We start from the raw sequence: 12,959 nt of genomic DNA, 5'->3' as shown, positions 1-12,959 counted from the left end.
GGAGGGCGGTTCGATCAACGTTCGGCTTGCGCGACGCGTCGTGCGGCATCGGTCAGCAATCGCTCAGTTGCATCGAAGCCGAGGCAGCCGTCGGTGATCGATACGCCGTAGCGCAGAGAGCTGCTCAGCGGCTGGCAGCCTTCGAACAGGTGAGATTCCAGCATCATGCCGATCAGCGAGTGGTTTCCCCGCAGGCGTTGTTCAAGGACGTCATTGAAGACTGCTGGCTGGCGCAGTGGATCCTTGCCGCTGTTGGCATGGCTGCAATCGACCATGATCCGGCTGGGGATCTTCAGTCTGCTGAGCTCGGCGCTGATGTTGGCCACGCTGGTTGCATCGTAGTTCGGCCCTTGATGGCCACCGCGCAGCACGATGTGGGTGTCAGCGTTGCCGGCTGTCTGCACGATCGCCGGATGCCCTTGGCTGTCGACGCCGAAGTGCCGATGCGGATGGGCTGCCGAGCGCATGGCGTCGACAGCAACGGCGGCGCCGCCGTCGGTGCCGTTCTTGAAGCCCACCGGCATGTTCAGGCCGCTGGCCATTTCGCGGTGGATTTGCGATTCGGTGGTGCGCGCACCAATGGCCACCCAGCTCAGCAGGTCATCAAAGTAGTTGGCGGCCATGGGTTGCAGGAGTTCGGTAGCGACCGGTAGTCCGAGCCGGATCATTTCCAGCATCAGTTCGCGCGACAGCGTCAGACCGGCTGCCATATCGTCAGTGCCGTCCAGATGCGGATCGTAGGCCAGACCTTTCCAGCCGATCGTCGTTCGCGGCTTTTCGACGTAGGCACGCATGACCAGCAGCATTTCACCGCTGACATCTTCGGCCAGGCGAGCGAGTTTGCTGGCGTATTCGATTGCCGACTGCGGATCATGGATAGAGCAGGGGCCAACGATGACCAGCAGGCGCGGGTCTTCACCGTCGAGGATGGCGCGCACCGCCTGGCGATGGGCATTGACCTGCTGATGCAAGGAGTGGCTGAGCGGTAATTGCTGTTTGAGCTGCAATGAACTGGGCAGACGCAGGGTCAGCGCTTCGTTGGCAGAGTCGAGAGTGGACAGCGGCAAAGCGGAAACTGAAGAGTTCATGTTCGGTCTTCCTGGGCGGATGGCGGGTTTTTCCCGCGCACTCGGCCCTACTGGGGTGTTCGACAAATGGCCGTACTGGCTAGGCGTGTGTGTTTGCCACCTGTAGGTGACCGATCGGAGGCGGCAGGCTGTCCCGAGCGGAGGCTGGTAAATCGCCAGGCGCTAAAGCTGTCGTAACGGTAATAAGTGGCGTAGTTCATGGTGGAATCCTCGAAATGTGGTGTGTCGCTGAAAGTGATGGGCCTGAAAAAACAAAACCCCCGGTCGGGAGGCCGACCGGGGGTTGAGAAATCTCTGGTAGGCGACCCGTTATCATGGGCGCCGTTTGGGTATCAGGCGCGCCAGTGGCTAAACCAATACCCAAAATAAAAGTCGTCTGGAGCGCAGGCGTCGTTCACCCACGCAGCCGCAATCGAGCGCGAGGCGCTGGCGATGCAAGACTGTGAAGGGGCGTTGAACATGGTCTGTCTCCGAGGGATGCGCCGAGCTTACTCGACGCTGATACGCCTCAGCAATCAGAAAATGCTATTGCGTGCCGAGCGAAACGGCTATCACTGGCAAACGATCTGGTTAAAGTACATTTTTACGATTGGAGAGAGCTGAATGAGTTATCGAATTCGGCATGCCACCCATGATGATCTTGCTTTTGCGCGGGACCTGACCTGTCGCAACATGCTGCGTTATTACATTGACCACGATCTGTTGTGGCAGGACGAGGCATTCGACGCAGGCTGGCAGCATCGTGAGAACTGGATGATCCTTCAGGATGAACTGCTGATCGGCTTTGTCAGTCTGAGCCAGGATGCCCGAGCGCTGTACATACGCGAATTGCAGATTGATCATCCGTGGCAAGGGCAGGGCGCCGGGTCCTGGGCCATTGATCAGGTGGTCGAGATGGCTCGGCAGGCAAGGCGACCGGCACTGCGGCTGACAGTGTTTGACAATAACCCGGCGCAAAAACTGTATGCATCTAAAGGACTGCACATCGTGGGCAGGGATGAGTGTTTCCTCAGAATGCAGCTCGATTTGAGTACAGCTGTGCTCTGAAACCCACAGCCGGCAAGCCCTGAATGACGAATTGAAACTTTTTAAATGCGGCTTTCCGCTAGGTCTGTCTGGCACTTTTTGCTAAGGTGTCCGGCATCCCAATAAGACCATATCGCGAGGTGTCTGCTTGATTAGGGTGCTAGTGGTCGACGACCATGATCTCGTTCGTACAGGCATTACACGGATGCTGGCCGATATCGATGGCCTGCAGGTGGTGGGTCAGGCCGAGTCAGGTGAAGAGTCCCTGATCAAAGCCCGTGAATTGAAGCCTGACGTAGTGCTCATGGACGTCAAGATGCCCGGCATCGGCGGCCTCGAAGCCACACGAAAACTGCTGCGCAGCCACCCGGACATCAAGGTGGTTGCCGTTACGGTGTGCGAGGAAGACCCTTTCCCGACGCATTTGCTGCAGGCCGGCGCCGCCGGTTACCTGACCAAGGGGGCGGGTCTGCCGGAAATGGTTCAGGCCATTCGGCTGGTTTTCGCCGGGCAGCGTTACATCAGTCCGCAGATTGCTCAGCAGTTGGCGATCAAATCATTCCAGCCAACCAATGATTCGCCGTTCGATGCCTTGTCGGAGCGGGAAATCCAGATTGCCTTGATGATTGTCGGCTGCCAGAAAGTCCAGATCATTTCCGACAAGTTGTGCCTGTCGCCGAAAACCGTGAACACCTACCGCTACCGCATTTTCGAGAAGCTTTCGATCAGCAGCGACGTCGAGCTGACACTGCTCGCGGTGCGTCACGGCATGGTGGATGCCAGCGCCTGACCATGACCGAGACATTTGATTCCAGTGCTTTCCTGTCGACCGTCAGCGGTCGGCCCGGCGTCTATCGCATGTTCGACAGCGAAGCGCGCCTGCTCTATGTCGGCAAAGCGAAAAACCTGAAGAAACGTCTGGCGAGCTACTTTCGCAAGACCGGGCTGGCGCCGAAAACGGCTGCACTGGTCGGGCGTATCGCTCAGGTCGAGACGACCATCACCGCCAACGAAACCGAAGCGCTGCTGCTGGAACAGACGCTGATCAAGGAGTGGCGCCCGCCGTACAACATCCTGCTGCGCGACGATAAATCCTATCCGTACGTGTTTCTCTCCGACGGACAGTTTCCGCGCCTGAGCATCCATCGCGGCGCAAAAAAGGCCAAGGGCAAGTATTTCGGCCCCTATCCGAGTGCCGGCGCCATTCGCGAAAGCCTGAGCATCCTGCAAAAAACCTTTTTCGTCCGTCAGTGTGAAGACAGCTATTACAAGAACCGCACCCGTCCGTGCCTGCAATACCAGATCAAACGCTGCAAGGCACCATGCGTGGGTTTGGTCGAGCCTGACGTCTACGCCGAAGACGTGCGCCACTCGGTGATGTTCCTCGAAGGTCGCAGCCACGCGCTGACTAATGAGCTGTCCACCGCGATGGAAGAGGCAGCGATCAATCTCGAATTCGAACGCGCGGCCGAATTGCGTGACCAGATCGCCTTGCTGCGCCGGGTGCAGGACCAGCAAAGCATGGAAGGCGGAACCGGCGATATCGACGTTATTGCCGCATTCGTCAACCCAGGCGGCGCCTGTGTCCACCTGATCAGCGTGCGCGGCGGGCGAGTGCTGGGTAGCAAGAATTTTTTCCCGCAGGTCGGCATCGAGGAAGACGTTTCCGAAGTCATGGCGGCGTTTCTCGGCCAGTACTACATCAGCAGCCCCGAGCGCGATTTGCCGAGCGAGTTGATCGTGAATGTGGTTCACGAAGATTTTCCAGCGCTGATCGAAGGGATTCATACCTTGCGCGGCCGCGAATTGGCCATCAGTCACCGGGTGCGCGGTACCCGTGCGCGCTGGCAGCAACTGGCAGTGACCAACGCTGAGCAAGCCTTGGGCGCGCGTCTGGCCAACCGTCAGCACACCGCCGCGCGATTCGACGCGCTGGCCGAAGTGCTGAATCTGGATGAGCCGCCGCAACGTTTGGAATGCTACGACATCAGTCATTCCAGCGGCGAAGCTACGGTTGCCTCCTGCGTGGTGTTCGGGCCGGAAGGTGCGATCAAGTCGGATTACCGCCGCTACAACATCGAAGGCGTCACCGCCGGCGACGATTATGCGGCCATGCACCAGGCGCTGACCCGCCGGTTCAGCAAACTCAAGGACGGCGAAGGCAAGTTGCCGGACATCCTGCTGGTCGACGGTGGCAAGGGTCAATTGTCGATGGCCCGTGATGTGCTCAACGAACTGGCTGTGCCGGATCTGATCCTGTTAGGCGTCGCCAAGGGCGCCACGCGCAAGGCCGGTTTCGAAACGTTGTATCTGAATGATGCAGCCCACGAGTTCACCTTGCGCGGCGATTCACCCGCCTTGCACCTGATTCAGCAGATCCGCGATGAGGCGCACCGCTTCGCAATTACGGGGCACCGCGCTCGTCGCGGCAAGACCCGCCGAACCTCAACGCTGGAAGGCGTGGCAGGGGTAGGGCCGACCCGCCGCCGTGACCTGTTGAAACATTTTGGTGGATTGCAGGAGCTGTCTCGTGCAAGCATCGAAGAGATCGCCAAAGCCCCGGGGATCAGTAAAAAGCTCGCTGAGTCGATTTATGCGAACCTGCATAGTGAGTAGAATGCCCCTTCACCTCGTAGCCAGTTGTGCCGATGAATATCCCTAATCTGATTACCGTTCTACGCGTCCTGCTCATCCCGATCTTTATTTTGCTGTTCTATCTGCCCTACGAGTGGAGTTACATGGCCTCCGCTTCGGTGTTCGCCTTCGCGGCTGCAACCGACTGGCTCGATGGTTATCTGGCGCGCCGATTGGAGCAAAGCACACCGTTCGGTGCCTTCCTCGATCCGGTCGCCGACAAGCTGATGGTCGCTGTTGCCCTGGTCCTGCTGGTGCAGGAACACGGCAATCTTTGGCTGACGCTGCCAGCGGCGGTCATCATCGGTCGCGAGATCGTGATTTCGGCCCTGCGCGAATGGATGGCCGAACTCGGCGCACGAGCGCAGGTGGCCGTTTCCAATCTGGGCAAATGGAAAACCGCTGCGCAGATGCTCGCGCTGGTGATTCTGCTGGCTCATCCAAAGGCATTCAGCTTCTGGGTCGTGCTCGGTTATACGCTGCTGATCGTATCGGCAGGGCTTACCCTGTGGTCGATGGTTCAATACCTTCGCGCTGCCTGGCCGCACCTGAAGACCGATGTCGAAAAGAAATAAAAGTTTTTTGAATCAAGGGGTTGACGGGGCATCTTAATTCTATAGAATGCGCCACACCAAGCGGGAATAGCTCAGTTGGTAGAGCACGACCTTGCCAAGGTCGGGGTCGCGAGTTCGAGTCTCGTTTCCCGCTCCAATTTGTACAGTGTTTGTTGTTGTGCTACTGACAGCAAAGACTTTGAGGCCGAGTAGCAAAATGGTTATGCAGTGGATTGCAAATCCACCTACGCCGGTTCGATTCCGACCTCGGCCTCCACTATCAAAAGCCCCGTAGATCAATGATCTACGGGGTTTTTTGTTGTCTGCAAAAAACTGGTATTCACATGTTTGCGGAGGGTCAATCAGTCAAGCACGATCCGGTCTGGATGTGGCTGGCACCTTCCACCGTGAGATTCGAGAAAAAGATGCAGCCAATGAGCCGCGCGAACAGCGTCAATGTCTCTGCAAGATCGGGGTTGTCAAACAGAACAGCCCTTGAGTCCAGAGCACATAAGGCACCCCAGAGTCTCCCGTCCGGCAGGAAAACAGGCGCGCCTGCGTAGCTTTCAATTGAATACTGCTTCACCACAGGACGTGACGAAAGTCGTCCATCCTGGCTGATTTGTGGAAGGAACAGGGCTTGAGGGTTTCGTCGAAACTCACTGCAAAGGGTGGTTTCCAGATCCAGCGTATCGCCAACATTTATTCCCAGTTCAATCGGATCGTACGCCGAACAAACGATCCACTCTGTTTCAGTGAATTTTGCGATACCGGCGAAGCGTGTACCGGTCAGACGGGTGACAAGCTGCAGGATGTTGGTAGTTGCTTCGATCTCGGCAATCGCCGAGCGCTCCTCTTGGCTTAAAGACGCTTTTAGAACGGTGTCACTCATTTGCATGGAATCAAATCTCCTGATTGCTTGTACATCCCTGAGCACTGCTCTGGTGACGTTCTGTGAGGCGTGATCGTGGCTGAAGGGGGGGGGCGTGCTGATTACCCTTTGATTATTGATTTCGGCGCCATCCTTTAGCGTAGACATCCCGTCCAGTCCTGGGTTGCCTGCTCATAATCTCAATCGATGAAATATCTGTCACCCGTGCAGCTAAGGTGATGGTGAGCATCTGATTCTTTTGAGTTTATCGCCCCGATTTCCAGACTAGTTGCTGCGATTTGCCAGTAACCTCGGCGTCTACTTCAAGCAAACTCCGTAGCTCCCTGATTTCTGAGGCTTTTTGATTTTCCGCGGTCAGCGATATTTAGTTCTCAAATCGCGCACTCCAAACTTGCTTCACCGGGACGTGATGTATATATTCCCCGCTCGGCTTTTCAAGCGACCATCCTGTCAGGATCGCAACCGCAAGGCTGGACAAAGCAACACCGCGCTACCGCCCGAATGGCGAAACTGGTAGACGCATGGGACTTAAAATCCCCCGCTCGTAAGGGCGTGCCGGTTCGATTCCGGCTTCGGGCACCATGAATATCAAGGGCTTGCATGAGATACCTCGTGCAAGCCCTTAATTCTTTTTTCCGCAATCAGAAAATCTTTTCCGCAATTCGAAACCGTTGGTCACTTCGTAGGGGTTACCTTCATGCCCTTACGCATCCGAATGTACTGCTCCGTCATCCCGACAGTTGTATGCCCTAACTGGTCTCGAGCTTCGCGAATGCTCCCCGTCGACTCCTCTTTGTCCGTTGCCGCTTTTGCTCGTAAATCCCGCATCTGAAATTCTGCTTTCGGAATCCCGGCTGCCTCCCTAGCGTCATCAAATCTTTTCCTGAGCATGCTCGTCGTCATCGGCTGTCCAGAGTCGATTACCACAAGACGTGTTGATCTGATTTTGTAGCCAGCCTTTCGAGCCATGATTCGATCTATCACAATTCTGAGCTCTCCAATAATCTCGATCCTTCGTTTCGCACCAGTCTTCCCCTGCTGGACGGAAAGCTTTCCGTCTTTGATATCTCGCTCATCCATCTTCAGTGTGTCGGCCACCCTTTGTCCTGTCAGATAGAACAGGTCCAGGGCATCTCTCAATGGTTGATCGGCGTACAGATATACTTTGGCAAGAACGTCGTCTTCGACATATACGTCGCGACCAGATTCCTTGTTACCCTTTATCCCGGCGCAGGGGTTTGCCAGAGACGTGTAACCATTCTCGCGAGCAAAGTTCCAAATGGAGCTGAGTAAGGTCTTTTCTCGATTCGCGCGAATTGGTGCTGTTTTGCCCCGGTGACGAAGGTACTGACTGACATGCTTCGGTTCGATCGCTTCAAGCGGGGCAGGCGGATCGTTGAAGAACAGCAGAAGGTTTTTAAGTTCGCGCGCGTTGTCCTTTCGAGTGGCATGGGCTTTGGTTGGAACGACCTCCTTCATATAGAGCTCGGCAACGTATGCAAAAGTTAATACTTCTTGCATTAAAGCCTGAGATACACGGCTTTTTTCCAGTTTTGCGTACTCTAAGATGGCAAGGCCATAGTCAGTACCCAGGGGGATTTCTTTGCGCGGTTTTCCACCAGTGTCGTACAAGTAGTAGGTTGTTTTGCCGCGCTTTCTCTCACGCAAGCGGGGAATGCTCCCCGGTTTCGTTGGTCTTCGTCCCATCTATCCCACCAAGCGTGGCTGCCACTTCGGCGTTTCCGATGTGGTGGTGGTTGACCCTGTTAGCGCTGAAGTCACGACGCAGGGCCATCCATTCCTTTTTATCGTATGGCGGATGCCATTTCGCTTTAAAACGGTGATCTGACCTGCTTTAGTTTTGGCGCCGGTCAATTCGCATACTTGCTCATGGCTCAAAAACTGGATTGTCATGCTGCCTCCTTGCTAGGTCCGAAAGCGCTTCTCAAAGGTGCTTGCTGATTGGAGTGTTCGTCCTTCGAGGTCGGCGGCAAGCTTCCTGCCATCGCAAGTGCTTGTGTACGAAGGGACCGAGCATCACGTTCAAGTTTCTTCCCGGTACGAAAAGCGCTGAACGTCTCGGCCGCGATACGCAGCAGCTCGCCGATGGCGACCAGCGTCTGGTGCTCGGCCGGGCCGAAGTGCGGATCTGCTTCAAGTCGTTTGCAGGCTTTTGCCAGGCGCGTGTACACGGGTTATCGAACTCGCGAGATCTCTCTAGCTGAAACCTTTGCAGGGATGTCCGTCTTTCCAAAGGGATGGGGGCAGGGCATGGCAGTCGAGCGACCGGACCGGGCGGAAAACCGCCGGGGACCCTGGGGACTTCCAAAGGACACGGGGTCGGAAACCCGCGGGATCTTGTTAGTGGGAGGCCCACCAGCTTACTGAAATTTCAATCCACTGAAATCTTGAAAGCATTCATTGAAAAGCCGCTGAAAAGGAGGGCTTATGACCGCAGCCACGTACCTATCCAAGAGCGCCTTCGCCGCACACATCGGCCGCTCACCGAGTTACATCACCTGGCTGAAGGAAAACGGTCGACTGGTCCTGTCCCCAATGGCAAGCAGGTCGACGTTCTGGCCACCGAAGCATTGATCCGCGATACCGCTGACCCGAGCAAGGCTGCCGTCGCTGCTCGCCACCAACAGGAGCGGCTTCAGCGTAATGTGTACAGCCACGTCGCTACACAATCCGAACCGACCAACATGGCTGCGCCGCCGCCCGTTGATCCCGCGCAAGGGCAGTCCCCGGACTTTCAGAAAGCGCGTGCACATCGCGAGCACTACTTGGCGCGGATGGCTGAGATGGAGTTTCGCAAGGCGCAGGGGGAGCTGGTGGAAATCAGCTTTGTGCAGAAAGCCGCTTTTGAAACGGCGCGATCGCTTAATCATTCGCTAATGAGCCTGTCGCCGCAATTGGCGCCACAACTCGCCGCGCTGTCGGATCCGTGGGTGGTGGAGAGGCAGCTAACGGCTGCGCTGCGCCAACGACTTAACGAAGCGGCACAAGTGTCAAGCGATGACTTTGGATTTGCGTTTAGCGAGTGCTAAGGATATCCGCTGATAGGCATTTTTCTGCTCACATCGGAATTGATTGGCGCCTGCTTCCAGTCAGTATTAGCCGTCGGCGTAAAGTGTTATCACGCGCCTACCGATGCAGCAGGCAAGTGTAATTTTGAATCTACCACCGCATGCGTAGTCACCCATTTTAAGACCTGGATATGCAGGTTCTTGTCAGAGGGTTATCGCTCTACTGCGACGCACTTGATCTCCACGAGAAGGCCAGGTCGAGCTAATTCACTGACACCAATGCAGGTCCATGCACAAGTGCTTCTCGGAAATACTTTATCCTTTACGCGTCTGAAAATTGGCATGTGACGGTGCATGTCGACGTGGTAAGTTGTCATTTCTACGACATCTTCAAATTTACAGCCACCTGCCTCCAAGACGATCCGGAGATTGTCCCATGCAGCTAAAAACTGCTGCTCAGGTTCTTCAATGACGGATAATTCCGGCGTCCTGCCTACCTGACCCGCGCAGTAGAGAGTTTTTCCTACCTTTACTGCTGGTGCATAACCCGCGCGCTCGTAGATCAATCTCATGCCATCTGGAACAATGATCTGACGGTCAGTCATGATTGCGGAGCCCCAAGTTAGAACGGTTACGAAAGCTAACTCAGGGGCCAGAGCCGCGTCCACTCAGTTCACTTCTCATCTATTAATCAACCCCACAGGTGCTTTTAGCCGCTGCTGAGTCTTTTTGAACTCATTACCTAATGTGGCTACCTCGATCGATGCAAAAGGCGCGAGCCGGTAGCGTTACTGATCAGAAGCATTTCGATGGTTGGTTCGCTGCTAGGCTGGCTCGTCAGTTCGTGTCGTCATCACCTTGAAATATATCTGCGTAAAGTCGCGCGACTGTAGGGGTAAGGTTATGACCGGCAGGAATGAGAAAGTCGGCGTGTGGTGCGAGCCGTTTTACGTAGATGACTTCGTAAACCCTGCGCACGATTCCAGGTGCTGTTTCTTCCCGGTCCAGGCCAGGCATTATCCCTACCGCTTTGTAACCGGCTTGCTCCAGTGCTTGTTGCATATACGGCGTGCGGGTTGTTGCCATGCCATAGATCAGCCCCGCGCCCATGAACGTGCCGATTTTTTCTCCCAGGTCCTGGGCCGCAACGGCCAGTCTGGCTTGTCTGTGCGGTTTGGCTACCGCGCCGACCCGCCCGAAAATAACGTCAGCACCGTCAATTTTTTCCCACGTGGCGATAGCGACAATCTCATCGTTCTGGCGGACGACGGTAGCGAATATGCCTCGATCCGGATCGTCTTCGAGCACCACGTTGTCTGCGTAGAACTGCTGGTCCAGAAACGGGCTTGCCAACCCCACCGAAATGGAGGGAAACCATGTCCGGAAAAAATCTGTCGCGACATTGATCTCCTCACGTTTCAGGTAATCCCAACTGTAGCCATAGGGTAAATCGGTGAAGCTGCGAATTTGCTCGATCGTTGGCCATTTCATGCGGTTCTGCTCGTTTGTCTGATTGCTTCGATAAGTGGCGCCGGGGTCAGGCCCGAGGGTCAGGGTTATTGGCGGGTGCCGGGGCATGCCTGGCGGCGATCTGCCTGTGGCGCTCGACCACTTCGCCAATGACCAACTGCATCAGCCTCTGCACGATGGCCGTATCCAGCTCGGCCTCCTGAGCAAGTGCTGCCAGACGCTGGTATTGCTGCTGCTCTCTGGCCTCGTCTACCGCAGGCAACTGATATCGGGCCTTGAGCAATCCGACCTCATCGGTACAGCGAAACCGTTCCGCGAGCAGGTGGATGAGAGCGGCGTCGATATTGTCGATGGTTTTCCTGAATGTTGAGAGTTGACGCGCGATGTCGGAGTTTTCCATGAATGACCTCGTGACAGGTGTTCGAAAGAGCTTCTCAATGATTCGTCTGCTGAGCAAAAACCGACCAGTCCTTGTCGCCATCTCCCCTGGCTACCGCCGACGTCATTTTCAATCGCACGGCATCCGCCGCTGGCAACTCCAGCCCCTTGAGACGACCCGCATCGATCGCCAGATTCATATCCTTGAGGCCAAGCGACAGTTTGAATCCCGGTTCAAAATTGCTGCTGACGATGTTCTGCCCATAACGTTGATAACTGGGGCAGGCGAACAGGGTCTGGGTCATGAGCTTGATGAAAATCGAAGGGCTCAGTCCGTGGCGTTGAACGAGTCCGCTGGCTTCGCCCAGCGACTGGATGGCTTGGGTGATCATCATGTTGCCGGCGATTTTCGCGATACAGGCCTGTTCAGGTTGGTCGCCCAGATACCAGGTTTTTTTCCCGAGCAGGTCGAACAGCGGTTGGACGGTCGAGACAGCGGCCTGCGATCCGGCCGCCAGGATATTCAACTCGCCCTTGGCCGCCACGGCGGGCACGCCGAAGACCGGCGCCGCGATCAATGGCATGCCGACGGCTTCATGTTCGCGCTGCAACTCCAACATCAGCGAAGGCGACAAGGTCGACATCACGACATGCACGCAAGCTTTGTCTGCAGTTTCCAGAACAGCGCTGGAGAGCAGCACTTGCCTGACGGCGGCATCATCGGCCAGAAGAGTGATGACTACCTCTTGCTGGAACGCCGAGGCCGGCGTTTCGATAACGCTGATGCCTTCGAGATCCTTGATCGCCGCCTGACTGCGGTTCCATGCCGAGACGTGATGGCCAGCGCGGACGAGCAGTGGAATGATGGCTCTGCCCATGCATCCCACTCCGATAAAACCAATCTTCATTTGCAGTCTCCGGTTGGTATTCGACGACGGTGAATGCAGACAAGTATGTCGGGCACGGGATTGCTACGGTACTGCCATTGCTGCACTCTCACTGTTCATTTTTGTACGGGGGCGGAGCATGGACTGGAGTGATGTGCGGGTCTTTCTCGCGATTGCCCGCAGCGGGTCATTAGGGGCTGCCGCCAAGCTGTTGGGGGTCAGCCATCCGACCGTGGGGCGGCGCTTGCAGGTGCTGGAACAGTTCAGTGGCCAACCCGTTTTCCTGCGTACCAACCAAGGTCTCGTGTTGACCGACAGCGGCGAGAAGCTCCTCAGCCTCGCGCAGGAAATGGAGCAAAGTGCGTTGGCCATCGAAAGGCGCCTCGCGGGGGACAGCGCACAGCCCGAAGGTGTGCTGCGCATTTCCTGCGCTGACTGGTTCGCCTGTTATGTCCTGGCCCCGGTGCTGAGTGAACTGGGCCGGCGTTATCCATTGATCGTGCCCGAGGTCATAGCCGGGCATCGATTGTTTGATCTGGCTCGCCGCGACGCCGACATCGCGTTTCGAATCGTTCCGTTCACCGAACCCGATATCGTGCACCGCAAGCTGATCTCCCTGACTTACGGGTTATACGCAGCCGTTGGATCTGCTGACCCTGAGCCACAGGGCGCCGGGCTGGGTCTGATCACCATGAGTGTTGCCCAGTCTCATTATCCCGATGTGCAGTGGCTGCAGCAGCGTTACCCTCTGGCGCGTACCGTGTTTACCAGTAGCAGCCGCACAGTCCAGGCGCAAATGTGTGCGCAGGGGCAGGGCGTCGCGGTATTGCCCCGCGCTTTGGGCGACCAGTTGACGGCGCTGCGTCTGATCGATTCAGATGAACCGCCACCAGGCCGCGACATTTGGATGGGCTACCACCAGGACATGCGCCAGATGGACAGTCTGCGCGCGCTTGCCGACCTGGCCTCCGTCATGATCGGCACTCAGGCAGGCGGTTGAT

The 12,959-nt window shown here is 56.5% G+C and carries 14 protein-coding genes, 3 tRNA genes and 1 pseudogene; 9 read left to right on the top strand and 9 right to left on the bottom strand.

Annotated features, from left to right (window positions below):
* Positions 1-14: 14 nt before the first annotated feature.
* A complete protein-coding gene (locus V8J63_RS03800) occupies positions 15-1,088 on the bottom strand; it encodes a 3-deoxy-7-phosphoheptulonate synthase (protein ID WP_071172273.1) in 1,074 nt (357 codons plus the stop codon).
* Between the two features lie 603 nt (positions 1,089-1,691).
* Here V8J63_RS03800 and V8J63_RS03795 point away from each other — a divergent pair.
* The 6 genes from V8J63_RS03795 to V8J63_RS03770 all read left to right on the top strand — a co-directional run bounded on the left by V8J63_RS03795 (position 1,692) and on the right by V8J63_RS03770 (position 5,579).
* Positions 1,692-2,135 carry a GNAT family N-acetyltransferase gene (locus V8J63_RS03795; protein ID WP_122699220.1) on the top strand — a complete coding sequence of 148 codons (444 nt, stop codon included), beginning with the start codon at positions 1,692-1,694 and terminating at the stop codon, positions 2,133-2,135.
* 127 nt (positions 2,136-2,262) lie between these two features.
* On the top strand, positions 2,263-2,904 hold the full coding sequence (gene gacA / locus V8J63_RS03790) for a response regulator transcription factor GacA (RefSeq protein ID WP_336463603.1): 642 nt from the start codon (positions 2,263-2,265) through the stop codon (positions 2,902-2,904).
* 2 nt (positions 2,905-2,906) lie between these two features.
* Positions 2,907-4,730, top strand: coding sequence for an excinuclease ABC subunit UvrC (gene uvrC / locus V8J63_RS03785; RefSeq protein ID WP_024012762.1), 1,824 nt, complete (start codon positions 2,907-2,909; stop codon positions 4,728-4,730).
* A 32-nt stretch (positions 4,731-4,762) separates the two neighbouring features.
* On the top strand, positions 4,763-5,323 hold the full coding sequence (pgsA, locus tag V8J63_RS03780; RefSeq protein ID WP_016774513.1) for a CDP-diacylglycerol--glycerol-3-phosphate 3-phosphatidyltransferase: 561 nt from the start codon (positions 4,763-4,765) through the stop codon (positions 5,321-5,323).
* Between the two features lie 60 nt (positions 5,324-5,383).
* Positions 5,384-5,459, top strand: a tRNA-Gly gene (locus tag V8J63_RS03775).
* 46 nt (positions 5,460-5,505) lie between these two features.
* Positions 5,506-5,579 (top strand) — tRNA-Cys (locus tag V8J63_RS03770).
* 81 nt (positions 5,580-5,660) lie between these two features.
* On the opposite strand, the gene V8J63_RS03765 is transcribed toward V8J63_RS03770, so the two are convergent.
* Positions 5,661-6,194: a GAF domain-containing protein gene (locus V8J63_RS03765; protein WP_163012213.1), complete on the bottom strand. Its 534-nt coding sequence runs from the start codon at positions 6,192-6,194 to the stop codon at positions 5,661-5,663.
* Between the two features lie 495 nt (positions 6,195-6,689).
* Here V8J63_RS03765 and V8J63_RS03760 point away from each other — a divergent pair.
* Positions 6,690-6,776: transfer RNA gene (locus V8J63_RS03760), tRNA-Leu, on the top strand.
* A 93-nt stretch (positions 6,777-6,869) separates the two neighbouring features.
* Here the strand turns inward: V8J63_RS03760 and V8J63_RS03755 are convergent.
* From V8J63_RS03755 to V8J63_RS03745, 3 genes are read right to left on the bottom strand one after another with little or no spacing between them, the layout of a single operon-like run.
* Positions 6,870-7,901: a site-specific integrase gene (locus V8J63_RS03755; RefSeq protein WP_336463602.1), complete on the bottom strand. Its 1,032-nt coding sequence runs from the start codon at positions 7,899-7,901 to the stop codon at positions 6,870-6,872.
* Positions 7,902-8,108, bottom strand: a complete 207-nt coding sequence (locus V8J63_RS03750; protein ID WP_083368980.1) for a DUF4224 domain-containing protein — start codon at positions 8,106-8,108, stop codon at positions 7,902-7,904.
* Entirely contained in the window at positions 8,105-8,386 is a 282-nt protein-coding gene (locus V8J63_RS03745) for a hypothetical protein (RefSeq protein ID WP_373877960.1), read from the bottom strand. The genes V8J63_RS03750 and V8J63_RS03745 overlap by 4 nt, the downstream gene beginning before the upstream one ends.
* Before the next feature lie 256 nt (positions 8,387-8,642).
* Between V8J63_RS03745 and V8J63_RS03740 the strand changes: the two are divergent.
* Positions 8,643-9,244: pseudogene (locus V8J63_RS03740) on the top strand (terminase small subunit).
* 191 nt (positions 9,245-9,435) lie between these two features.
* Here V8J63_RS03740 and V8J63_RS03735 read toward each other — a convergent pair.
* The 4 genes from V8J63_RS03735 to V8J63_RS03720 form a co-directional block, all read right to left on the bottom strand.
* Positions 9,436-9,828, bottom strand: a complete 393-nt coding sequence (locus tag V8J63_RS03735; protein WP_009049394.1) for a RidA family protein — start codon at positions 9,826-9,828, stop codon at positions 9,436-9,438.
* Between the two features lie 232 nt (positions 9,829-10,060).
* A complete protein-coding gene (locus V8J63_RS03730) occupies positions 10,061-10,714 on the bottom strand; it encodes a hypothetical protein (RefSeq protein ID WP_110599395.1) in 654 nt (217 codons plus the stop codon).
* A 46-nt stretch (positions 10,715-10,760) separates the two neighbouring features.
* On the bottom strand, positions 10,761-11,093 hold the full coding sequence (locus V8J63_RS03725) for a chorismate mutase (RefSeq protein ID WP_042609810.1): 333 nt from the start codon (positions 11,091-11,093) through the stop codon (positions 10,761-10,763).
* 34 nt (positions 11,094-11,127) lie between these two features.
* Entirely contained in the window at positions 11,128-11,979 is an 852-nt protein-coding gene (locus V8J63_RS03720; protein ID WP_042609811.1) for an NAD(P)-dependent oxidoreductase, read from the bottom strand.
* Between the two features lie 118 nt (positions 11,980-12,097).
* Here V8J63_RS03720 and V8J63_RS03715 point away from each other — a divergent pair, with 118 nt between their 5' ends.
* Positions 12,098-12,958, top strand: coding sequence for a LysR family transcriptional regulator (locus V8J63_RS03715; protein ID WP_122704478.1), 861 nt, complete (start codon positions 12,098-12,100; stop codon positions 12,956-12,958).
* The last annotated feature ends 1 nt before the right edge of the window (position 12,959 follow it).

The organism is Pseudomonas sp. CCNWLW23, assembly GCF_037095675.1.
GTDB classification, from domain to species: domain Bacteria; phylum Pseudomonadota; class Gammaproteobacteria; order Pseudomonadales; family Pseudomonadaceae; genus Aquipseudomonas; species Aquipseudomonas atacamensis.
The sequence above is the reverse complement of the archived record's forward strand: the minus strand, read 5'-3'. Positions and strand labels throughout refer to the sequence as shown.